This is a genomic window from Nocardia sp. NPDC003726 (assembly GCF_053586955.1).
This window is the reverse complement of record NZ_JBSFNF010000036.1, coordinates 1-22,133: the sequence shown is the minus strand read 5'-3', so window position 1 is coordinate 22,133 and position 22,133 is coordinate 1. Positions and strand designations below refer to the sequence as shown.

Sequence of the window (22,133 nt, the reverse complement as noted above, 5' to 3'; positions counted from 1 at the left end):
CACCGGCCGGTACCGGCGGCCGTGGTGGGGGACCGGTCGTAGGGTGAAGCGTGTGACCATCGACCTGCATGCCGACCCGATCACCTTGACCGCCGCGCTCGTCGACATCCCGAGCGTCTCGCGCGACGAGGCGGCCGTCACCGATGTGGTGGAGCGCGCGCTGCGGGAGCAGACCACGGGGTTCGAGATCCTCCGGCACGGGAACGTGGTGCTGGCGCGCACCCATCGCGGGCTGCCCACCCGGGTGATCCTGGCCGGGCACCTGGACACCGTGCCGATCGCCGACAACGTGCCAGGCCGGTTCGCGGTGAACGAGGCGGGCGAGCGAGTCCTCTACGGCTGCGGCTCGGTGGACATGAAATCCGGCGACGCGGTCTTCCTGCACCTGGCCGCCACCGTCGCCGACCCGGTACACGACCTGACCCTGATCTTCTACGACGGCGAGGAGATCGCCGCCGAGTTCAACGGCCTGGGCCACATCGAACGCGACCTGCCCGAGTGGCTCACCGGCGACCTCGCCGTGCTCGGCGAACCGTCCGGCGGCTGGATCGAGGCCGGTTGCCAGGGCGCGATGCGTATCGGGCTGCGCACCTCCGGCGTGCGCGCGCACGCGGCGCGGGCCTGGCTGGGGGACAACGCGATTCATCGGCTGGCTCCGATACTGGGGCGGCTGGCCGACTACCGCGCCAGGGAAGTGGACATCGACGGCTGCGTCTATCGCGAGGGCCTGTCCGCGGTGCGGGTCGAGGCCGGAGTAGCGGGCAACGTCGTGCCGGATGCCGCCGAGCTGGAGGTCAACTTCCGTTTCGCGCCCGACCGCACCATCGACCAAGCCGTCGAGCACGTGCGCGAGGTCTTCGCCGGGCTCGAGCTGTCCTTCGAGGTGATCGACGCGGCGCCGGGCGCGCTGCCGGGGCTGACGGCCACGGCCGCCAAGGACCTCATCGCCTCGGTGCAGCGCCACGGCGGCGGCGGTGTGCGCGCGAAGTACGGCTGGACCGACGTCTCGCGTTTCGCGGCCCGCGGCATCCCCGCCGTCAACTTCGGCCCCGGCGATCCCAACCTCGCGCACAAGCGCGACGAGCACGTGCCGGTCGACCAGATCACCGCCGTCACCGCGATGCTGCGCAGCTACCTGAGCGGCACACCGGACTGACCCGCTGCGGCGTCGTTCGTGGTTGGCGCCCCCGCACTCCGACGCGGCTCGGACCGGTGTCCGTCGCGTGGCACCGACGACACCCCCGAGATCGCGCGCGACCGCGCGGCACGGTCACCGCAACCGGTGATCAGCGCAATGACATGCGCACCGAGCGATGAGATTGCGACCGCGTCTCACCCCGCCTGCGTCCGGCTGAACATCGGACGACTTCTCCCGTCCAGCCCGGGAGACCCCCTTGCCGGGCGGTAGCGTGGAACGCATGTCCACCGACGCCGCGGACCGTGAGGTCACCAACAAACCGAAGTCGACACCGAAGTTCCGCGGGCCGATCATGTTCCGCCGCGACCGGGCCGACGGTGTCAGCACCGCCGACCGGAACTTGCTGGACAAGCGCGGCGACACGGACTGGGTGCACACCGATCCCTGGCGGGTGCTGCGTATCCAAGCCGAGTTCGTCGAGGGCTTCGGCGCTCTCGCCGAGGTCCCCCGAGCGGTGACCGTCTTCGGCTCCGCGCGCACCTCCGCCGACCATCCGGAGTACCAGGCCGGGCTGGCCATCGGCGCCGCGCTGGCGCGTGCGGGTTTCGCGGTGATCACCGGCGGCGGTCCCGGCGCGATGGAGGCCGCCAACCGCGGCGCCTGCGAGGCGGGCGGCTACTCGATCGGCCTCGGCATCGAGCTGCCGTTCGAGCAGAGCCTCAACGACTGGGTCGATCTGGGCATCAATTTCCGGTACTTCTTCGTCCGCAAGACGATGTTCGTGAAGTACTCGCAGGCGTTCATCTGCCTGCCCGGCGGCTTCGGCACGCTCGACGAGTTGTTCGAGGCGCTGACGCTGGTGCAGACCCACAAGATCACCCGGTTCCCGATCATCCTGTTCGGCACCAGGTATTGGTCCGGGCTGGTCGATTGGTTGCGCGATTCGCTGGGCGGCTCAGGCAAGATCTCCCCGGGCGACCTCGGACTGCTGCACGTGACCGACAGCGTCGACGAGGTCGTGGACATCATTCAGGCCGCCGCGATAGCAGGCGGCGCCGAGGACGCGATCGGGACGGAGGATCAGTGGTGAGCGAGCGGCCTTTCGCCGTCTGTGTCTATTGCTCGGCGAGCACGACCGACCAGGACCACCTGTCGCTTGCCGCCCGGGTGGGCACCGAGATCGCCCGGCGCGGTTGGCAATTGGTGTCCGGTGGCGGGCACGTCTCGATGATGGGCGCGGTCGCCACCGCGGCGCGCGCCGGCGGGGCGAACACGGTCGGCGTGATCCCCAAGCACCTGGTGCATCGTGAGGTCGCCGATGTCGACGCCGACGAACTCGTCGTCACCGACACCATGCGCCAGCGCAAGCAGGTGATGGAGGACCGCGCCGACGCCTTCCTCACCCTGCCCGGCGGGATCGGCACGCTGGAGGAGTTCTTCGAGACCTGGACCGGCGGCTATCTGGGACAGCACGGGAAACCCGTTGTTGTGCTTAATCCCAATGGATTCTTCGACGGTTTGTTCTCCTGGCTGGAGGAGCTGTACGAGCGGAAGTTCGTGCCCCAGACAGCACTGTCCCGGATTACCGTGGTGACCGATCTCCCGTCCGCCTTCGCGGCGCTGGAGGCGCGCCTACCCCGTGAGGAGAACTGAAGACGTGAGCACCGCTGCCCGCTCGACGGTGAGTTTGGCCGACCTCGCCCGGCATCTCCCCGCGATGGCCATGGACGCGCCTGGCATGCTGCGCAACGCGCTCAACATGCTCGTGACACCGGATTCCAAGTCGTCGGTGGGCCTGTACTTCCAGCGCAACGCCCACCGGCATCCCGACCGCCCGTTCCTGCGGTTCGAGGGCTCGGTCTACACCTACGGCGCGGCCAACGCGGAAGTCAACCGGTATGCGAGCGTGCTCGCTGCGCGAGGGGTGCGGCGCGGTGACGTGGTGGGCGTGCTGATGACCAACCGGCCGGAGACGCTGTTCGTCGTGCTGGCCACGGTCAAGCTCGGGGCCACCGTGGGACTGCTCAACCATCACCAGCGTGACCAGGTGCTGGCGCACAGCATCGGCCTGCTCGACAGCGTGCTGAACGTGGTCGGCGCGGAATGTGCCGATGCGATCGACTCGCTGCCCGAACCGCCCGCCAACGTCCTCGCGGCCGACGAACTCCGCGCGGCCGCCCGCGACGCCGACGACGGCGACCCGCCGAGCTGTGCGGAAGTCACCGCGCGCGAGCGGGCGTTCCTCATCTTCACCTCCGGTACCACCGGACTGCCGAAGGCCAGCGTGATGACCCATCTGCGCTGGACCAAGAGCATGGCCGGACTGGGTGGCCTCGGTATCCGCCTGCGCGGCAACGACACCATGTACTGCTGCCTGCCGCTGTACCACAACAACGCCCTCACCGTCGCGTTGTCCGCGGTGCTCGCCTCCGGCGGCACGTTCGCGCTCGGCCGGAGTTTCTCCGCGTCCCGGTTCTGGGACGAAGTGATCCGCGAACAGGCCACGGCGTTCATCTACATCGGCGAGCTGTGCCGCTACCTGGTCAATCAGCCCGCCAAGCCGACCGACCGGCAGCATTCGATCCGGCTCGCCGTCGGCAACGGATTGCGTCCGGAACTGTGGGACGAGTTCAAGTCCCGGTTCGGCATCGACCGCATCGTGGAGTTCTACGGCGCCAGCGAGGCGAACATCGCCTTCGTCAACGCCTTCGGCGTGGACCGAACGGCGGGTTTCGGCCCGCTGCCGTATGCGGTCGTCGAATACGACGAGGAGACCGGAAAGCCCAAGCGCGACAAGAGGGGCCGCCTGCGCCGTGTCGGCACCGGTGGCGTCGGCCTGCTGCTGGCGAAGGTGACCGACCGCTCCCCGTTCGACGGTTACACCGACAAGGACGCCTCCGAGGCCAAGCTGGTGCGCGACGGCTTCGAAGCGGGGGACGTCTGGTTCGACACCGGCGATCTGGTGCGCGACCAGGGCTGGCACCACATCGCGTTCGTGGACCGGCTCGGCGACACGTTCCGCTGGAAGGGGGAGAACGTGGCGACCACCGAGGTGGAGGGCGCGCTGAGCAAGGCGGAGTCGATCGAGCAGGCGGTGGTCTACGGCGTGGACATCCCCGGCGCCGACGGTAAGGCGGGCATGGCCGCGGTGACGCTGCGGCCCGGCGCCGAATTCGACGGCGCGGCGGTGGCGAAGCTGGCCTACGAGCGATTGCCCGGGTATGCCGTTCCGCTGTTCGTCCGGATCGTGCACGAGCTGGAGCAGACCTCGACGTTCAAGAGCCGCAAGGTAGAACTGCGCAAGCAGGGCTACGCCGATGACCCCGACAGCACGCTGTACGTCCTCGCTGGCCGCACCGAGGGCTACATCCCCGCCTACGCCGATTACGCCGCCGATGTAGCGGCGGGGCGCGTCCCGAAGAGCTGACGGTCACCCGCGGAAACAGCCTGGTGGCGGTGGTCGCCACCGCGGTGCCGCAGGACTGCGCGCTGATCTTGTGGCACTGGACTGGTACGGTCTGGGAATTAGGAGACGACCGGTTTCGCGAACACTTGGTCACCCGGCGGGTACCCCCGGACCCGCCGCACGACTCGACCGCGATCCTGTTTCCTGATTTGTACGGCCTGATTCGCGGAGAGGCGGGACAGCGACATGTTCAGCTCGACCGCGGCGCCGCTTCCCACGCTGTGCGGACGGCCGGTGGCGACGGATCGAGCGCTGGTGATGGCGATCGTGAACCGCACCCCGGACTCGTTCTACGACCGCGGCGCCACCTTCACCGACGCGGCGGCCATGGATGCCGTGGCACGCGCGGTGGACGAGCGCGCCGACCTCGTCGACATCGGCGGAGTGAAAGCCGGGCCGGGTGATTCGGTGGACGCCGCCGAGGAAACGCGCCGGGTGGTGCCGTTCGTGGCGGCCATCCGCGCGAAGTACCCCGAGCTGCTGATCAGCGTCGACACCTGGCGCGCCGAGGTGGCGGCGGCCGCGGTGGGCGAGGGAGCGGACCTGATCAACGACACCTGGGCCGGTGCCGATCCCGACCTGATTCCGGTGGCCGCCGCGCACGGCGCGGGTGTGGTGTGCAGTCATACCGGTGGCGCGGTGCCGCGCACCAGGCCGCACCGGGTGCGCTACGCCGACGTGGTGGGCGAGGTCACCGACACGGTGGTGCGGGCCGCGGAGAACGCGCTCGCGGCGGGGGTGCGCCGGGATTCGATCCTGATCGATCCGACGCACGATTTCGGCAAGAACACCTACCACGGTCTCGAACTGTTGCGCCGAGTCGACGTTCTTGTAAAAACCGGATGGCCAGTCTTGATGGCGCTGAGCAACAAGGATTTCATCGGGGAGACTCTAGGTGTCGGTCTTTCCGAACGGCTGGAGGGCACATTGGCGGCGACAGCGTGGTCGGCGGCGGCAGGCGCCAGAGTCTTTCGTGTCCACGAAGTCGCCGCGACCCGGCGGGTCGTGGACATGATCGCCGCTATCCAGGGCATCCGGCCCCCCGCACGAACCTTGCGAGGTCTGGCATGACATTTCAACACCGTGAGCCCGCTTGGGCGACGACCAATACCTGGGACACCCCGAACTGGCGCGTGGACGAGCTCGTCTGCGCGAAGGCCGGGCGCACCGTGTCGGTGGTGCTGCCCGCGCTGAACGAAGAACGCACCGTGGCCGACGTGGTGGCCAGCATCCGGCCGCTACTCGGCACGCTGGTGGACGAGCTGATCGTGCTCGACTCCGGTTCGACCGACGCCACCGCAGAGCGGGCCCGCGCCGCGGGCGCCGAGGTGATCAGCCGCGAGCAGGCGGTGCCGGAGCTGGAGCCGGTCGCGGGCAAGGGCGAGGTGCTGTGGCGCTCCCTGGCGGTGACCAGCGGCGATCTGATCGCCTTCGTCGACTCCGACCTCATCGATCCCGATCCCGCCTTCGTGCCGAAACTGCTCGGCCCGCTGCTCACGGTCGATGACCTGCACCTGGCCAAGGCGTATTACCGCAGGCCGTTGCGGCAGGGCGGCGCGGTGGACGCGCACGGCGGCGGCCGCGTCACCGAGCTGGTCGCCCGGCCCCTGCTCGCGGCGCTGCGACCGGAGCTCTCGCAGGTATTGCAGCCGCTCGGCGGCGAATACGCGGGCACGCGCGAACTGCTCACCTCGGTGCCGTTCGCACCGGGCTACGGGGTGGAGATCGGGCTGCTGCTCGACACTTACGACCGGCTGGGCATGTCCGCGATCGGCCAGGTCAACCTCGGTGTGCGCACGCATCGCAACCGGCCGCTGGCCGACCTGGGCGTGATGAGCCGCCAGATCCTCGGCACCGTGCTCGGTCGCAGCGGCATCCAGGACTCCGGCGCCGCGCTGACCCAGTTCCCGCTGATCGGGGACGAGTTCACCGCGCATCGCACCGAGGTCTCCCTGCTGGACCGGCCGCCGATGAACACCCTCCGGCCCGCCTGCGCCGCGGCCTGACTCGTTCTCACGCCGTACGCGGGTGCGGTCAGACCCCTTCCGCATGCGGATCGCGCATGTATCCGGCCTCGATCAGGGTGCGGAAGGCCGCGTACTTGTAGACGCACTCGGCGGGTTCACAGATCCGGTGGCGCTGCATGATCTCGTGAGCTTCCGCCACGGTCAACGGCTCGACCAGTGCTCGCTGCGGCCTGCCGATCGGACAGGTCGGCAAGGCGGGGACGGGCAGTTGTTCCGCGATCGCGTGCTCGGCGACGCCGACCCGGCGCCTTCGAGTCGCCGGTCCGTGCAGCAACACAATGGTGGCGACCAGGCTCGCTGCGCCGACGAGCGAGCAGAGGACGGCGATCTGGGTGGCGGTCACGGCGCATTCTCCTCTCGGTGGGGCGGGCCGGGCAGAACGTGGCGGGGCCGAAGCGCAACGCACCGTCACCTACGTGCAGTTAACTTGTAGCAAATCAAGTGTGGGCCGAGTGGGCTCGCCATGCAAGTGGAATCGGGAGGCGCGGGGGGGCCGGTCTCGGCTCTGTCGCGGGGTATGCCCGTCGGCTGGCGGACCAATCCGCCGCGTGGGCGCAACTTTGGCGATGGTCGGCGTTCTCCGCAGTTGAAGCGGGGTGAAGTCGCTGTCACCGGCTTCGCTTAGCCGGGGGGTGAGCAGATGTCCGAGTGTTGCGGGCGCGGAAACGGCCCGTCCGGGAGGTGGGCTGGCCGCGGTGCGTCGGGCTTGGTGTGATCGTCGCATCTTCCGCAGCGCCGCGCGTGCGGTTAACCTCAGGCTACTTGTCGTGGCGAAGGTGATCCGGCAGCAGCACCTGGTCCGCCGCTTCGCCGTGGGCCGGATCTGCAGTCGCGTCGCGGGGTTCATCAGCGGCAGGCGATTGCTCGCGTTCCTCGAGCCCGGCGTCGGCCGACTCGGCGTCGGCCGACTCGGCGTCGGCGGATCGCGGTTCGTCGGATCGCGGTTCGTCGTCCACCGGGCCCTCCGTCTCGGGCGACATGGCCGACTGCTCCCGCTCGAGCCGGGCCTGGAGATCGGCGACGGTGACGTGCGCCTTCGACCCGGCCGGCCGCAGCAGCACGCTGATGATCAGGCCGACCATGCCCACCGCCAGGACGGCCCCGCCGATCAGCAATAGCGGATTCACGATTTCCTCCTAGCCGGACGCTCACATGTCCGTTTCGCGGAGAGTGGTTATCGTCCAGCTATTCAATCATCCGTGTATGAACTCGGTGGGGGCAGGGCTGGTGACCGGCGCCACATCGAGTAGGTCGGGCTTGTGGAGGCTGTCAGAGTTGCATCTGCCAGGTAGCGAACGGGTGCGCTGCGTTTGTTGGTGGATTGGGGACTTCGACCGTTGGTGCGGTCCTGCGCTCGCATGCGGTGACCAGATATTTGCTGAAAGTTATTGCGTCAGTGGGTCGGACACGCGCGGGAAATCTCGACACGCGGACTCGGTCTCTTCCACTTGCCGATAACGAGATCGAACATCCGGCGGTCGGTGCAAGGGGACGCGAGATGCGGCGCCGCAGCGTCCGGCCGGACGGGAACGTCGATTGTTCGGCTGGCGCACCCGTGCTCCGCGCGAAGCCGAGCCGATCGCGGATCGGCGGGTTTCCGCCCGGGTCGCGGCTCAGCGGCGCAGACCCGTTGCGGGCGATCTGTTCTCCGGATCGTGGCGGTAGACCGGCGTGAGCAGTTCGGCCTCCAGCGGTTCGCCGGTGGCGCGGTCGAAACGGCAGGCGATCAGCACCGAGAACAGGTGGTTGCCCGCCCGCTCGTGCAGGGTGGCCAGCCGGGTGGCGAGCAGCCGGATCGCGCCGAGCGAACCGGGCGGATGCATGCCATCGATCATGAGCACGCTGCCCCGCCCATCGGGCCTGGGAAGCCTGCCCAGGTAGGCGATGTCGTGCGGTTCGGGTCCACCCGGCCGGTACACCCGCCGCGCCGCCCGATCCTCGATGCCCCGGCGCGCGTCGCCCATTCTGGCCACCGCGCGGCGCAATCGCGGGTCGGCGGCGACCAACTGACGCAGACTCGGGGAAAGCTCCGGCCCGCCCAGCACGATCAGGCCGTCGCGCCGCAGGTCGATCGGACGGCCCGGTAGGAAATGTTCGACCGCCACGTTGAACCCGAGTTCGCGTAGCAGCTCGGCCAACCGTTGCGGCGCCGCGGGATCCGGCGCGCCGATCACCCGCCCGGCCCGCACCTCGGGGACGAGCACGGTGAGCGAACCGTGCCCGAAGAACAGCCCTTCCGGCGCGGGCCCCTGCGTACTCACCTGGTGGATGCGGGCCCGGGAAAGTCCGGCCGCCGCACCGATTCTGGCGAACGTCCAGCCTTCGGCATGGAGCTCCCGGATCACGGCACGCCGAATCCTGGTCAGTTCGTTGATGGTCTGCTGGGCCGCCGCCACCCCGTCGGTGGCCGCCTTCAGTCGTTCGACCTTGTCCTCGATCGCGAACACGCGCGCCACGTCATCGGCCGACATGTGCGAAGTCTAGACAGCTGAACAGCTCAATGCGTCTAGTCTGCTTGACGACTCAGGTGGCGTCGGTGTCGATCGGGGGACGCTCGTTGCGCTCCAAAGGCTTATCCAACTTGGGCATCGGATAGTCCGGCATCCCGCTGTTCGTGCTGTAGAGGTCCTTGGGATCGGGCAGCGCGCTGTCGAAATCCCGGAACAGTGAATCGTCGCCATTGAGAAGATGTTTGGTCACCATCGCCCGCGGCGTCATACCGCGCAGCTGATTCAGGTCGGCCAGCGGCTTGCGCAGATCCTCGAACTCCGGCCCCAGCTCCTCTTTCAGTTGCGAGGTGGCGCCGCTCGCGTAATCGCGCACCTGCCGCAAGCTGCGCGTGGTCCAGCGCACGGCGCCGGGCAAACGCTCCGGGCCGAGAATCACGAGGGCGGCGACGAGCAGGATGACCATCTCGCTCCAGCCGATGTTGCTGAACACGTATCCAGGCTACCTGGCCAGCTCGGCAGGCCGTCCATTGATAGCCGACCGGGAAATGAACGGTGGGTGTTGTTCGGGCTTTTCCAGGCCCCGCAAACACCCACCGCGCACACCAGACAATGACCTATGTGGGGTAGATCACAATCTTGCCGTTGTGTATTCCGCCGTAGCAGTACTCCACGCCGTCCGTCGCCACCGCGGTATGTCCCCCACCGGGGCGGCAGTCGAACCAGTCGACGTACGTGTCGTTCGTGGTAGCGCCGGCCGAGGCTCCGGAAAGCCCCATGGTGGTGACCGCCGCCATAGTGGATCCGAGAACGAAAATGGCGAGATGACGCATTGAACCCCCCATGCTGCTCGATTTCGACAGCGTGACTCTATCCGATGCGGTTTTACGGGATCCAGCGAAAATCAGGGGGTTCGGCGATATTCGTTGCCGCGGCGAACGGCTAGTCGGATTCCAGGGTCACCGGGACGTCGACACGGCGGCCTTCGCGGATGAGCTGGACCACCACGGTCTGTCCGATCTTGTTGGACTGTTCGGCCACCGTGAACTCATCGGAACTGGTGACCTCCCGATCGCCGACCCGCACGATGACATCGCCTTCCACGATGCCCGCCCGCGCGGCCGGACCGTTCGGTGAGACGTCGGCCACGGCGGCTCCGCTCATGACGTCGTTGGCGACCGTCTTGCTGCGAGCGGACAGGCCCATGGTCGGGTGGTGCACCACGCCGTCGCGGATCAAGGTCTGCGCGACCTCGGTCATCTTGTCCACCGGGATCGCGAAGCCGAGGCCGACCGAGCCGCCGGTCTCGCTGCGGATGGCGGTGTTGATGCCGATGACCCGGCCGTCCATGTCCACCAGCGCGCCACCGGAGTTACCCGGGTTGATCGACGCGTCGGTCTGCACGGCGTCGATCACGGCCTTCGTGTCGCTGCCCTCGCCCTCCAGCTTCACGGGCCGGTGCAGCGCGCTGACGATGCCCGAGGTCACCGTCTTGCTCAGGCCGAGCGGCGAACCGATGGCCAGCACATCGTCGCCGACCTGGACGTTGCCGGACTTGCCGAGCTGGGCGACGGTGAGATTCTTCACATCGACCTTCAGCACGGCCAGGTCCGTCTTCGGGTCGCGGCCGACGATCTGGGCGGGCACCCGGGTGCCGTCGGAGAACTGCACCTGGATCGCGGAGCGGTTGGTCTTGTCCTGCGCGGCCATCGAAACGACGTGGTTGTTGGTGACCACGTAGCCGCCGCCGTCGATCACCACGCCGGAACCGGTGGCGCCATTCTCGCCGACGGTCACCCGGATGGACACGACCGACGGCAGCACGGCGTTGGCGACCTGGGCGATCAGCCCGTGCGGACGGTTGCCGTCGCCGCCCTGCTCGAGCGTCACCTTGCGCGAGGTGAGGGTCGATGCGGTGTCCGCGGTCAGGCGCCCGACCAGCCCGCCGAGCAGGCCGATGACGAGCGCGACCAGGGCGAGCAGCGCCAGCGCCTTCGGCGCGACCCTGGAGCCGAACAGCACTTCGCGGGCGCTGAGCTTCTCGGCCCGCGGCAGCGCCTCCGGCTTCGGCGTCGGCACCGCGGGAGCGCCGAGGCGCGCGACGGCCTCCGGATCACGCCACGGATCGGCCGGTCCCGCGACGGGAGCCTGGCCACCGGCCGCGTCGGGATCGCGCTGCAGGAGTTCGGTGGAGCCTTCGGGGCGGCCGAAGGCCTCGGCCAGCACCGCGTCGGGCGGCCGGTTCTGCGGTTCGGGACCCGACTGCGGCGCGGGCCCCGCCTTGCGCAGCGGCAGTGGATCGGCGAACGAACCGGACAGGCCGGACGGTCTGCGGAAGGCCCGCGCGGTGTGCGTGTCGACATGGGGCCGGTAGACCGGGCGCGGACCGAGCACGGGTGCGTCCGGCGGACGGAGATTCCCGCGGTTGGCCGCCGAATCCGAGGTGTCGGCCGATCCGGAATTCGTCGATTCGGTGGTCACTCGGGAAACTCTACTTGCGCCACCATGTGGTCCACCGGGTCGCGGTGAACGAATCGGTCAGAAAACCGAAAACCGCGTCGTTGCGCCCGGACTGACCGGATGCCGAGGACGGCGTGCGGCCACTGGACGCGCCGCCTGGCAGCTCCGCGAGGGGGATCCTGGTCAAGCTGTCGTGCAGCCCGGTCGGGATCGCGACCTGACCCGCGTGCCGCAGCGCGATGCGCGCCTGCTGCTGGGCGTCGACCTCCGCCGCGCACTCCGGACACAGCGAGAGGTGCTGAGCGGCGCGCAGGTAGGCGTTCATCCGCAACTCACCGTCCACGTACGCCGCGATCGCCTCACTCGCCAGATGCTCGGTGGGGCGAAAACGGGGCGGACGACGACCGGACGTGCTGAAGTCGCCACTCATTCGGTGCTCACCCTTCCAACCGACATCGACCGATGTTCGGGCGATGCCGGCTTCCGACGAATCACCCTATGTTCGCTTCAGCGGCGAACCGCTGCTCACTTCCATTATGCGCAAGGTAGTCGCGCAGGGCCTGGCGTCCACGGTGGATCCGACTGCGCACGGTGCCCAGTTTCACGCCGAGCGTAGCGCCGATCTCCTCGTAGGACAGCCCCTCGATGTCACACAGGACCACCGCGGCGCGGAACTCCGGCGCGAGCGAATCCAGGGCCGATTGCAGGTCGGGATCCAGCCGGGCGTCGTGGTAGGCCTGCTCCGGCCCGGGGCCGTCGGCGGGCACCCGGTCGTAGTCCTCCGGCAGCGCTTCCATCCTGATCCGGTTGCGGCGGCGCACCATGTCCAGGAACAGGTTGGTGGTGATGCGGTGCAGCCATCCCTCGAAGGTGCCGGGTTGATAGTTCGACAGCGAACGGAACACCCGGATGAACGTCTCCTGGGTGAGGTCCTCCGCGTCCTGTGCGTCGCCGGAGAGACGGTAGGCCAGGCGATAGACCCGGTCCGCGTGCTCGCGGACGAGTTCGTCCCACGTGGGCATCGCCGACCGGTCACCGGTGGCATCGAAGGCAGCAGTCCCGCTCAGCTCGACCGCGTCCTCGGCGGACTCGGCCTCGACCGGCAGGATCTGCTCGGGCAGGGTGGCGTATTCGCGCGCCGCATCGACCATGTGGATGGGGCTACCTCCTACTAGGGACCGCAAACGTAGGGAACTCGCTCCGGACCGGGTCTACGGTCCGTCACGTACGGATACAACCGACAACCGGTATGTCGTTGTTCCCGCGTCCCGTGTAAACACGGTCGGTGGTCTTGCGTTGCCCATACTCTTTCTGGTCCTGATATGGCCGGGTTATGGAGATCCTGAGGGTCGCCTGAGAAAACCGGCGGCGGAAATGGCGGGCGGCGCGTGTTGTCCGGAACGCCGAGATCACCCGCCCGGCGTTAGCCTCATACCCGTGGCATCGAATCTGGAGCGGAATCTCGCCTATGTGGAGGAATCCGTCGTGGAAGACGAAATCCTCGTCAGCGCGCGGGAACGGGCCACCGAACTCGGCGCGGTGCCGGTGCCGCCCTCGGTGGGCGCGCTGCTGAGCATGTACGCGCAGTTGCTCGGTGCGCGGGCGGTGGTCGAGGTCGGTACCGGCGCGGGGATCAGCGGGCTGTGGCTGCTCGACGGCATGCGCGAGGACGGCACGCTGACCACGATCGATTCCGAGCCGGAGCATCAGCGCGCGGCCAAGGAGGCGTTCCGCGCCGCCGACATCCCGCCCGCGCGCACCCGCATGATCAACGGGCGCGCGCTGGACGTGCTGCCCCGGCTGGCCGACGGCGCCTACGACCTGGTCTTCATCGACGCCGCGCCGCTGGAGCATCCGGAGTACGTCGCCCAAGCGGTGCGTCTGCTGCGCGAGGGCGGCGCCATCCTGCTGCACAACGCGCTGCTGGGTGGGCGCGTCCCCGATCCGGCGCAACGCGATCCGGCCACGCAGGCGGTGCGCGCCGCGACCCGCGCCATCGCGGAGAATCCGGAACTCACCTGTGTGCTGATCCCGGTCGGCGACGGGTTGCTCTGCGCCGCACGAGGATAGCGGTTCGCGCGCGTTCTGATTTCATCCCGGAATCCGGGGTATGCGCTGAGAAAGAACTCAGTGAGGAAAACTGTTATGCGTGAACTAACTCCCCTCGAAGTAGCGGCGATGGGGGACGTCGTGACCGAACGGCGAACGAGTTGGCTGCGGCCGACGATGTTGGCCCTGCTGCTCGTGATTCTGGGAGCGGTGGCGGTCATGATCGTGGTGAGCAACACCGATTTCGACACCGGCCCCGAGAAAACCACTCCGCCCCCCGGATCCTGCGAGCCGTTCTGCACCCAGAACGTCGCCCCGCCCGCACAGTAATCCCGCCGTCGGCAGCGCCCCTCCGGCCGAATAGGCCCGCCGCCGAAGTATTTCCGGACTTCCGGGCCGCGCGCCAGCTTCTCATCGCGATGGCGCCACCCGCCGGTGACCGGTGGCGTTCGCGAAAAGCCCACCCTGGCGCCACGGTTCGGCGCATGATGCCGCGAAATCCGAAAGATCGCCGATACTGGTAGAGGTCACGTTCCGAATGGATCGGGAAGCGGGTGCGGCATGGTCATGATGATGTTTCTCTGGGATGAAGACGAGCGTCGTCCCAAGCCCATCCATTGGGGCCGGACCATGATCGCGTTCGCCGGGGTGCTGCTGTTCGCCGTGCTGGTGGTCTATTTGGTGAGTACCGCCGATTTCGGCGGCGCTTCGAAATCCACCGTGCCGCGCACGCCGGGCCCTTGCGCGCCGTTCTGCATCAATTCGCCCGCGCCGCAGCCGGGCACGCCCTAGGAACGGTCCGGGACTGTCACACCCAGACGCCCTTGCCCACCGTGACGACGCCCCCGTTGCTGACGGCGAAGCGGCTGCGATCACGCGCAAGGTCCACCCCGATGATCTCGCCCTCGCCCACGACGACATTCTTGTCCAGGATGGCGCGCCGCACCACCGCGCCGCGCCCGATCCGCACGCCCGGCATGAGCACGCACCCTTCGACGGTGGCGCCGTCGTCGACCATGACGTTGGCGCTGAGCACCGAGTTGCGGACGGTGGCGGCCGACAGGATGCTGCCCGCGCCGACGATGCATTCCTGCGCCAGGCCGCCCTGGGCGAACTTCGCGGGAGGCAGGTTCTCGGCCGCCCCGCGGATCGGCCAGTGGCGGTTGTAGAGGTTGAACACCGGATGCACCGAGACCAGGTCCATATGCGCGTCGTAGAACGCGTCGATGGTGCCGACATCGCGCCAATAGCCGCGGTCGCGATCGGTGGCTCCTGGCACGTCGTTGTCGGCGAAGTCGTAGACACCCGCCTGCCCCGCCGCCACCAGGGCCGGGATGATGTCACCGCCCATGTCGTGGTCGGAATCGGAGTCGTCCGCGTCCGCCCGGATCGAGTCGACGAGCACTTTGGTCGTGAAAACGTAGTTGCCCATCGACGCGAACGTGACATTGGGGTCGTCCGGGGTGCCGGGCGGATGCGCGGGCTTCTCCAGGAACTGGGTGATGCGGCCGGACTCATCGCTGTCGATGCATCCGAACGCGCTCGCCTGGCTGCGCGGCACCCGGATGCCGGCCACGGTCACGCCTGCGCCGGATTCGATGTGATGGCGCACCATCTGCTCCGGGTCCATCCGGTAGACGTGATCGGCGCCGAAAACCGCGATGTATTCCGGGTCCTCGTCGTAGATCAGGTTCAACGATTGCAGGATCGCGTCCGCGCTGCCGGTGTACCAGCGCGGTCCGAGCCGCTGCTGTGCGGGCACGGGGGTGATGTACTCGCCCGCGAAACCGGACAACCGCCAGGTCTGTGAGATGTGCCGGTCCAGCGAATGCGACTTGTACTGGGTGAGCACGCACAGCCGCAGGAAACCCGCGTTGACCAGGTTGCTGAGGACGAAATCGATGAGACGGTAGGCGCCGCCGAACGGGACGGCGGGCTTGGCGCGGTCGGCCGTGAGTGGAAAGAGTCGCTTGCCCTCACCACCGGCGAGCACGATTCCGAGTACGTGCGGCTGGCTCCTCACACCTGCCAAACTACCGGGTGAAGCGTCTGTGAGTGGCCGCCGCGGAGCCGAACGTCTAGTTTGGATCGGTGAGTTTCGGCACGAACGGCGGGCACTCGGCGGTGGATTCCGGCGAGCGGGACCGGCTTCGCGTCGCGATGCTGACCCGCGAGTATCCCCCCGAGGTGTACGGCGGAGCGGGCGTGCACGTCACCCAACTGACGGCGCATTTGCGTCACCTGTGCGAGGTGACCGTGCACTGCATGGGAGTCGAGCGCGCCGACGCCGTGGTCCATCAACCGGATTCCGCGCTCTACGCCGCCAACGCCGCGCTGCAGATGATGTCGGCCCAGCTGCGGATGGCCGACGCGGTGGGTGAGGTGGACGTGGTGCACTCGCACACCTGGTACAGCGGCTTGGCCGGTCATCTGGCCGCGGCCCTCTACGGCGTCCCGCACGTGCTGACCGCTCATTCCCTGGAACCGCGCAGGCCGTGGAAGGCCGAGCAGCTCGGCGGCGGCTACCGGCTCTCGTCCTGGTCGGAGCGCAACGCCGTGGAACACGCCGACGCCGTCATCGCGGTGAGCGAAGGCATGCGCCACGACGTGCTCGACGCCTATCCCTCGGTGGACCCGGACCGCGTGCACGTGGTGCACAACGGCATCGACGGCGCGGTCTGGCATCCCGGCCCACCGGCAGGTGACGAACCGCCGGTGCTGGCTGAACTCGGTGTGCGGACCGACCTTCCCATCGTCGCCTTCGTCGGCCGCATCACGCGCCAGAAGGGCGTCGGCCATCTGCTGGCCGCGGCCCGCGACTTCGACCCCGACATCCAGCTCGTGCTGTGCGCGGGCGCGCCGGACACGCCCGAGCTGGCGCAGGAGGTGGCCGCGGCGGTCCAGGAGCTGCGACGCCGGCGCGGCGGCGTGTTCTGGGTGCGCGAGATGCTGCCCACCGAGCGGATCAGGCAGATCCTCGCCGCCGCGTCGCTGTTCGTGTGCCCGTCGGTGTACGAACCGCTCGGCATCGTGAACCTGGAAGCGATGGCCTGCGCGACCGCCGTGGTCGCCTCCGACGTCGGCGGCATCCCCGAGGTGGTCGACGACCGCAACGGACGACTGGTGCACTACGACGCGGGCGCCGCCGCCGACTACGAGCGCGGGCTCGCCGCCGCCGTGAACGAGGTGGCCGGTAACCCGGAGCTGGCCGCCCGGCTGGGCGCCGCGGGGCGCGAGCGGGCCGTCTCCGAGTTCGACTGGGCGCGCATCGCGGCCCGCACCGTCGCGGTCTACGACGAGGTCAGGAAGGGCTGAGCCGGGCGATCACGCCGCCCGGCGGTAGGTGCCGACGACGACCGACGCGGTCACCTCGACCGTCTCCGGCAGCAGCGCCAGCCGCTGCGCTCCGGCGGCGGCGTGATGCGCGGACGGACCCATGCCGACCACATGGCCGACGTCGGTCCTGGCGAGCGTCATCGGATACTCGACCAGCGTCCGGTCGACGGGCTCGAGATGTCCCGCCATCGCCGCGTCGAGCCTGCTGTTCTTGTCGGGGTCGACGCGCACCATGTCCAGCGGCTCGATCAGCTCGCGCAAGTGGCCCGCGGTGGGCGTGGCGACCACGAAGCGACCGTCCTCGGCGAGCACCCGGGCGATCTCGCCGGGGTTGCGCGGGGCGAAGACGGAAAGTACGCAGGCCAGCGCGCCGTCGCGGATCGGTAACCCGCGCCATGCGTCGGCGAGCACGGCCGCGGCGCGCGGGTGCGCGCGGGCGCACCGGCGGACGGCGGGTTTGGCCACGTCCAGCCCGATGCCGACGGCCGGGGGAGCGGCGTCGAGTGTCCGGGCGAGGTAGTAGCCGGTGCCCGCGCCGATCTCCAGTACCGGGCCGTCGGTCCCGCGCGCGGTGGCGGCGCGCGTCACCGCGTCGGCGATCGGCGCGAAGTGGCCTTCGCTCTGAAAAGCGGCGCGGGCGTCGAGCATGGCCGCGGTGTCCCCGGTCATCTTGGTCGACGCACCGGTCAGCAGGCTGACGTAGCCCTGTCTGGCGACGTCGAAGCTGTGCCCGCGACCGCAGCGCAGTGCTCGATCCCGCGGCTCGAGCGCGAGCGGCGCGGCGTCCTGGTGCGCCCGCGAACATTCCGGGCAGGCCAGGACGCCGGCCGCGGCGGCGAGCGCCGAGGGGTCAGCCGGGCCACTCAGCTCGTGACGCTCTTCAGTTCGTCACCGAGCGCCGCTGCTTCGTCCGGCGTGAGTTCGACGACCAGACGCCCGCCACCCTCGAGTGGAACCCGCATGACGATTCCACGCCCTTCTTTGGTTGCCTCGAGGGGACCGTCCCCGGTGCGGGGCTTCATGGCCGCCATCCTCTGCTCCCTCCAGATCTGCGCGGTCCTTTGCGCACTTTCTTGGAACTCCAGTTGTCACCAACCAGTGAGCTCGCCGGCGTTTGGCGAGCTACACCCGTCCCATTCTTCCCTATCGCCGATGTGGACGGATAGCTGAGTTCAAAAAGTGACCGGTCGGCTCGTGTCGGGCCGGGCGCTGCCCACCCAGCAGTCGGCCACATGATCATCGACCATTCCGGTCGCCTGCATCAGGGCGTAGGCCGTGGTCGGCCCGACGAACCGGAAGCCACGGCGCTTCAATTCTTTTGCCATAGCGATGGATTCGGGTGTGGTGGCCGGTACCTCGGCGCCGGAGCGCGGGCGCGGGCGCGGCGGCGGGGCGAACGACCAGAGCAACTCGTCCAGGCCGACGTCGAGGTCACGGGCGACGCGGGCGTTGGCGATGGCCGCGTCGATCTTGCTGCGGTTGCGGACGATGCCCGCGTCGGCCATCAGCCGGGCGACGTCGTCGTCATCGAACTCCGCGACTCGCGCGATCGAGAAATCGGCGAACGCGGCGCGGAAGGCGGGGCGTTTGCGCAGGATGGTCAGCCAGGACAGCCCGGATTGGAACGCCTCCAGGCAGAGTCGCTCGAACAAGGCGTCGTCGCCGTGCAGGGGCTTGCCCCACTCGTTGTCGTGATAGTCGCGGTAGAGCTGAGAATCCAGCGGCCACGCGCAGCGGACCAGCCCGTCGTCGGCGATGGCGCTCACTTCGACTCCGGCGCGATCGGCGTCTGCCAGTGGGCCGCGCGAGCCTCGGCCAGCTGGTGCTGGAGCTCATCGATCCGCGCGGCCAGCCGGGCCAGCGCCCAATCCACTTCCCCGGCTTTGTAGCCGCGCACCACCTGCTGGAATCGCAACGCGCGCACGTCCGCCCCGGTGATCCCTTCCACCGGCAACACGGTGGCCGTCGTGCCCTCCGGCAGCGGCCCCAACTCCTCCGACCGCCCGAACACCGCACTGGCCAGTAGGAACAGGACCGCGGCGACCAAGCCGACGATCAGCACGTACAACAGCATGGTGAGCATGGCACGAGCTTATTAGTGCGTGCTGTGTTTGTTTTCCAGCGCCTGCGGCGCTGGGTGTTCACGGCCCCCTTATGGCTCGCGTCCGAGCGACCGCCGCTTGCTCCTTCGTCGCGGACGCGGCGGCCACTCGGACGCGAGCCGGGCCGCGAACGGCGGATGCTCGGTCTCGCTTCGCTCGAAAGACGGGGTTGAGGTGAGCTGGGCGCGTCGGCGTTGGACGGCGGCACTTCGATGTGGGTGACTTACCGGACTTGGGTCCGGTGCGGCCTCTACTTGGTTCCGGTGCGGCGTTACAAGTGCCGGGTGGTGTCGATGCCGAGTGACATGCCGGCGAGGCCGCGGCGGCGGACGGCGAGTTTGTCGGCGACCTCGGCCAAAGCCTTGGCGGCGGGGTTCTCGGGGTCGCGCAGCACGATCGGGGTGCCCTCGTCGCCCGCTTCGCGCAGCGCCTGTTCGATGGGGATCTGGCCGAGCAGCGGCACGGTCGCGCCCACCGCGCGGGTGAGCCGGTCGGCGACGGCCTGCCCGCCGCCGGAGCCGTACAGGTCCATCCTGGTGCCGTCCGGCAGGTCCAGCCAGGACATGTTCTCCACCACGCCCGCGATGCGCTGCCGGGTCTGCAGCGCGATCGCGCCCGCCCGCTCGGCCACCTCGGCGGCGGCGGGCTGCGGTGTGGTGACGACCAGGATCTCGGCGTTCGGGATCAGCTGGGCGATGGAGATCGCGACGTCGCCGGTGCCGGGCGGCAGATCGAGCAGCAGGATGTCCAGGTCACCCCAGAACACGTCGGCGAGGAACTGCTGCAGCGCCCGGTGCAGCATCGGGCCGCGCCAGACCACGGGGGTGTTGCCCTGGGTGAACTGCGCGATCGAGATCATCTTCACGTCGTGCGCGATCGGCGGCATGATCATCCGCTCCACCTGCGTCGGCCTGGCGTCGGTGCCGAGCATGCGGGGGATGGAATGACCGTAGATGTCCGCGTCCAGCACTCCGACGGACAGGCCGCGCGCGGCCATGGCGGCGGCCAGGTTCACCGTGACGCTGGACTTGCCGACACCGCCCTTTCCGGAGGCGACGGCGTAGACGCGGGTGAGCGAGCCGGGCTGGGCGAAGGGGATGACCGGATCGGCGGAGTCGCCGCGCAGCTGCTTGCGCAGTGCGGTGCGTTGCTCGTCGTCCATCACGTCGAGGTCGACGGTGATCGCGCCCACACCGGGCACGTCGGCGATGGCCTTGCTCACCCGCTGCGTGATCTCGGTGCGCAGGGGGCAGCCCGCCGTCGTCAGATAGATCTCCACGTGGACATCGCTGTCGGCGCCGATGACGACGCTTTTCACCATGCCCAGCTCGGTGATCGGCTTGCGGATCTCCGGGTCGTCGACCTTCGCGAGGGCACCCCGCACATCCGATTCCGTAACCACTGGCATGGCAGGAATTTTAGGCGTGTCAAATTTTCGGCAGGTCTCCGGCCCGGGGTGCGACCCCCGTGCTGTAGGAGGTCTCCCATGCCATGACGTTCGCGACGTAGGCCATCGAGTGGTTGTAGCGGAGGATCGCCTTGGACTGTTGGGCCAGGTCACGCATGTTCAGGCCGCCGTCGCAGAGGTAGCGTCCCGCCGTCAGCGCGGCGTCGAAGAGGTTCTGCGGATCGGCGATGCCGTCGCCGTTGCCGTCGGCCGCGTAGCGCTTCCAGGTGTCGGGCAGGAACTGCATCGGGCCGATCGCGCGGTCGTAGCCGTCCAGGCCGTCCAGCGCGCCGTCGTCGGAATCGCGGACGACGTGGTTGCCCGTGAGCGAGCCGTCCAGCACGGGGCCGTAGACGGGGCTGAGCGGGTTGCCGTCGGCGTCGGCTTTGCCGCCGTACGCGTGGGTGGACTCGACCCGGCCGATACCGGCCAGCAGCGACCACGGCATGCCGCACACCGGATTCTCGGCCGCGAGGATCCGTTCGGCGTTCTCGTACGCCGCGACGGCGACGCCGGGGATGCCGAGCGGCCCGGCCGGCATCGCGGCGGCCTGCCGGCCGCTCGGCAGGGCAACGGTTTTCACCACGGGCGTCGCCGTTGGCGCGGCCTTGGCCATGGCGTGCGCGGCGAATTCGGCCCCGGCGACGGGCTCGGCGAGCGCTTGCGCGGCGCCTTGGACGTCGTCCTCCGGGATGTGTACGGCGGTCGCGAGCGGCGCGGTGTCGCCCACCTCGGAGGCGGCCGTGACGGATACCAGCCCTGCGGGAACCAATCCGGTCAACGCGATGACGGAACTCCGTCGGACGGTGGCAGGCGGTTGTTTTCGATGACGCCCCACGGTGTGGTGACCCTCCCATGACTCGCTGTGAGCCCTTTGTTATGGAACCAAGGGAAGGGTACCGCATCCGAGATCTTTTTGTTACTGCTTCGTGATCTGATGCAAGGTTTGAATCACTGCTGGGGCGCGGCCGGTGGCGCGGGAAGGGGGATGACGATGCCGAAGGGCAAGGTGATGCCGGGCGGCGGCGTGGGTGTGGGCTCGGCGGCGGGGGCCGTTTCGGGCTCGGGTGCGGGCGGTGTGGTGGTAGCGACTTCGGATTCGCGGCGGGATTCGTCGCCGGGGGCAGGTAGGTCCGCCGGGAGGGGAGTGGGCTCCGCGGTGGCGAGCGTGGTGTCGGGCTGTCCGCATCCGGCGGCGAGCTGGTCTTGGGTGCCCGGCTGTCCGGCGGCGCCGGGTTGTGCCGCGACGCCGGGCTCCGCGGGCTTGCCCGCCAGGGCGGGATCGGAGTTACGCGGCTCGGCCGGCGCCGCGCCGTAGGACTGCTGTGGCGCCAGCGGTACGCGGGCGGTCCCGGGTAGGTCCGGGAACGGCATCGGTGCTGGAACAGATTGCCCCGCACACGGATTCACCTGCGGCGGAGCCGGGCAGAAGATCCCGCACGGGATCGGCGGCAGACCGGGCAGCGTGATCATCACCTGCGTGGGCTGCGGTCGCGGCCGCGGCGTCCGGTACTGTTCGGCCGGCTCGGTGGCCGGGGTGGTGGTGCGCACCGCGGTCATGTCGGCGCCAGGCCCCACCGGCGGCAACGACCCCGGCGCCACCAGATCCGGCGACACCCGCACCGGCGTCGGCGAACCACCCGTCCGATACGCCCGCGCCC

The 22,133-nt window shown here is 69.2% G+C and carries 24 protein-coding genes and 1 pseudogene; 10 read left to right on the top strand and 15 right to left on the bottom strand.

What is annotated here, in order from left to right; genetic code table 11:
* Positions 1 to 52 precede the first annotated feature (52 nt).
* The 6 genes from dapE to ACWDMM_RS30950 all read left to right on the top strand — a co-directional run bounded on the left by dapE (position 53) and on the right by ACWDMM_RS30950 (position 6,610).
* Positions 53 to 1,156 (top strand): succinyl-diaminopimelate desuccinylase, encoded by a 1,104-nt coding sequence (dapE, locus tag ACWDMM_RS30975; protein WP_195082625.1) that lies wholly within the window; start codon positions 53 to 55, stop codon positions 1,154 to 1,156.
* A 262-nt stretch (positions 1,157 to 1,418) separates the two neighbouring features.
* Positions 1,419 to 2,228 carry an LOG family protein gene (locus ACWDMM_RS30970; protein ID WP_195082626.1) on the top strand — a complete coding sequence of 270 codons (810 nt, stop codon included), beginning with the start codon at positions 1,419 to 1,421 and terminating at the stop codon, positions 2,226 to 2,228.
* Complete coding sequence (locus tag ACWDMM_RS30965) at positions 2,222 to 2,791, top strand: LOG family protein (RefSeq protein ID WP_449940844.1); 570 nt, start codon at positions 2,222 to 2,224, stop codon at positions 2,789 to 2,791. The genes ACWDMM_RS30970 and ACWDMM_RS30965 overlap by 7 nt, the downstream gene beginning before the upstream one ends.
* Before the next feature lie 4 nt (positions 2,792 to 2,795).
* Positions 2,796 to 4,565, top strand: coding sequence for a long-chain-acyl-CoA synthetase (locus ACWDMM_RS30960; RefSeq protein ID WP_449940841.1), 1,770 nt, complete (start codon positions 2,796 to 2,798; stop codon positions 4,563 to 4,565).
* A 225-nt stretch (positions 4,566 to 4,790) separates the two neighbouring features.
* Entirely contained in the window at positions 4,791 to 5,675 is an 885-nt protein-coding gene (folP, locus tag ACWDMM_RS30955; RefSeq protein ID WP_449940838.1) for a dihydropteroate synthase, read from the top strand.
* Positions 5,672 to 6,610 (top strand): glucosyl-3-phosphoglycerate synthase, encoded by a 939-nt coding sequence (locus ACWDMM_RS30950; RefSeq protein WP_195082630.1) that lies wholly within the window; start codon positions 5,672 to 5,674, stop codon positions 6,608 to 6,610. Before folP ends, ACWDMM_RS30950 begins: the two co-directional genes overlap by 4 nt.
* A gap of 28 nt (positions 6,611 to 6,638) precedes the next feature.
* Here the strand turns inward: ACWDMM_RS30950 and ACWDMM_RS30945 are convergent, their stop codons facing one another.
* From ACWDMM_RS30945 to sigE, 7 genes are all read right to left on the bottom strand, one after another.
* Positions 6,639 to 6,974, bottom strand: a complete 336-nt coding sequence (locus ACWDMM_RS30945) for a hypothetical protein (protein WP_449940835.1) — start codon at positions 6,972 to 6,974, stop codon at positions 6,639 to 6,641.
* A 415-nt stretch (positions 6,975 to 7,389) separates the two neighbouring features.
* Positions 7,390 to 7,758, bottom strand: coding sequence for a hypothetical protein (locus ACWDMM_RS30940; protein ID WP_449940834.1), 369 nt, complete (start codon positions 7,756 to 7,758; stop codon positions 7,390 to 7,392).
* 486 nt (positions 7,759 to 8,244) lie between these two features.
* The gene (locus ACWDMM_RS30935) at positions 8,245 to 9,102 is read right to left on the bottom strand and encodes a hypothetical protein (protein ID WP_195082633.1); all 858 of its coding nucleotides are present in this window, start codon (positions 9,100 to 9,102) and stop codon (positions 8,245 to 8,247) included.
* A 52-nt stretch (positions 9,103 to 9,154) separates the two neighbouring features.
* A complete protein-coding gene (gene tatB, locus ACWDMM_RS30930; RefSeq protein ID WP_067804157.1) occupies positions 9,155 to 9,571 on the bottom strand; it encodes a Sec-independent protein translocase protein TatB in 417 nt (138 codons plus the stop codon).
* A gap of 449 nt (positions 9,572 to 10,020) precedes the next feature.
* On the bottom strand, positions 10,021 to 11,559 hold the full coding sequence (locus tag ACWDMM_RS30925; RefSeq protein ID WP_195082634.1) for a S1C family serine protease: 1,539 nt from the start codon (positions 11,557 to 11,559) through the stop codon (positions 10,021 to 10,023).
* A 10-nt stretch (positions 11,560 to 11,569) separates the two neighbouring features.
* Positions 11,570 to 11,968: a hypothetical protein gene (locus ACWDMM_RS30920; RefSeq protein WP_195046890.1), complete on the bottom strand. Its 399-nt coding sequence runs from the start codon at positions 11,966 to 11,968 to the stop codon at positions 11,570 to 11,572.
* 61 nt (positions 11,969 to 12,029) lie between these two features.
* Positions 12,030 to 12,689: an RNA polymerase sigma factor SigE gene (gene sigE / locus ACWDMM_RS30915; RefSeq protein WP_323124753.1), complete on the bottom strand. Its 660-nt coding sequence runs from the start codon at positions 12,687 to 12,689 to the stop codon at positions 12,030 to 12,032.
* A 286-nt stretch (positions 12,690 to 12,975) separates the two neighbouring features.
* On the opposite strand from sigE, the gene ACWDMM_RS30910 reads away from it, so the two are divergent.
* The 3 genes from ACWDMM_RS30910 to ACWDMM_RS30900 all read left to right on the top strand — a co-directional run bounded on the left by ACWDMM_RS30910 (position 12,976) and on the right by ACWDMM_RS30900 (position 14,379).
* Positions 12,976 to 13,608: an O-methyltransferase gene (locus ACWDMM_RS30910; RefSeq protein WP_371855915.1), complete on the top strand. Its 633-nt coding sequence runs from the start codon at positions 12,976 to 12,978 to the stop codon at positions 13,606 to 13,608.
* A 75-nt stretch (positions 13,609 to 13,683) separates the two neighbouring features.
* Entirely contained in the window at positions 13,684 to 13,917 is a 234-nt protein-coding gene (locus ACWDMM_RS30905; protein WP_195082635.1) for a hypothetical protein, read from the top strand.
* A gap of 231 nt (positions 13,918 to 14,148) precedes the next feature.
* Entirely contained in the window at positions 14,149 to 14,379 is a 231-nt protein-coding gene (locus ACWDMM_RS30900) for a hypothetical protein (protein ID WP_195082636.1), read from the top strand.
* 16 nt (positions 14,380 to 14,395) lie between these two features.
* Here the strand turns inward: ACWDMM_RS30900 and glgC are convergent, their stop codons facing one another.
* Complete coding sequence (glgC, locus tag ACWDMM_RS30895) at positions 14,396 to 15,610, bottom strand: glucose-1-phosphate adenylyltransferase (RefSeq protein ID WP_357112413.1); 1,215 nt, start codon at positions 15,608 to 15,610, stop codon at positions 14,396 to 14,398.
* 137 nt (positions 15,611 to 15,747) lie between these two features.
* On the opposite strand from glgC, the gene glgA reads away from it, so the two are divergent.
* On the top strand, positions 15,748 to 16,902 hold the full coding sequence (glgA, locus tag ACWDMM_RS30890; RefSeq protein ID WP_195082666.1) for a glycogen synthase: 1,155 nt from the start codon (positions 15,748 to 15,750) through the stop codon (positions 16,900 to 16,902).
* A 9-nt stretch (positions 16,903 to 16,911) separates the two neighbouring features.
* Here glgA and ACWDMM_RS30885 read toward each other — a convergent pair whose 3' ends face one another.
* The 7 genes and pseudogenes from ACWDMM_RS30885 to ACWDMM_RS30855 all read right to left on the bottom strand — a co-directional run.
* Complete coding sequence (locus tag ACWDMM_RS30885) at positions 16,912 to 17,742, bottom strand: putative RNA methyltransferase (RefSeq protein ID WP_449940873.1); 831 nt, start codon at positions 17,740 to 17,742, stop codon at positions 16,912 to 16,914.
* A gap of 44 nt (positions 17,743 to 17,786) precedes the next feature.
* A complete protein-coding gene (locus ACWDMM_RS30880; protein WP_011211259.1) occupies positions 17,787 to 17,954 on the bottom strand; it encodes a DUF3117 domain-containing protein in 168 nt (55 codons plus the stop codon).
* A 141-nt stretch (positions 17,955 to 18,095) separates the two neighbouring features.
* Positions 18,096 to 18,680 (bottom strand): DNA-3-methyladenine glycosylase I, encoded by a 585-nt coding sequence (locus ACWDMM_RS30875; RefSeq protein WP_323124756.1) that lies wholly within the window; start codon positions 18,678 to 18,680, stop codon positions 18,096 to 18,098.
* A gap of 5 nt (positions 18,681 to 18,685) precedes the next feature.
* Positions 18,686 to 19,006, bottom strand: coding sequence for a DivIVA domain-containing protein (locus ACWDMM_RS30870; RefSeq protein WP_195082640.1), 321 nt, complete (start codon positions 19,004 to 19,006; stop codon positions 18,686 to 18,688).
* A gap of 290 nt (positions 19,007 to 19,296) precedes the next feature.
* A complete protein-coding gene (locus ACWDMM_RS30865; protein ID WP_195082641.1) occupies positions 19,297 to 20,433 on the bottom strand; it encodes an Mrp/NBP35 family ATP-binding protein in 1,137 nt (378 codons plus the stop codon).
* Between the two features lie 19 nt (positions 20,434 to 20,452).
* Positions 20,453 to 21,310 (bottom strand): lytic transglycosylase domain-containing protein, encoded by an 858-nt coding sequence (locus ACWDMM_RS30860; protein ID WP_195082642.1) that lies wholly within the window; start codon positions 21,308 to 21,310, stop codon positions 20,453 to 20,455.
* A gap of 113 nt (positions 21,311 to 21,423) precedes the next feature.
* A pseudogene (locus tag ACWDMM_RS30855) lies at positions 21,424 to 22,133 on the bottom strand (lytic transglycosylase); the annotation flags it as partial.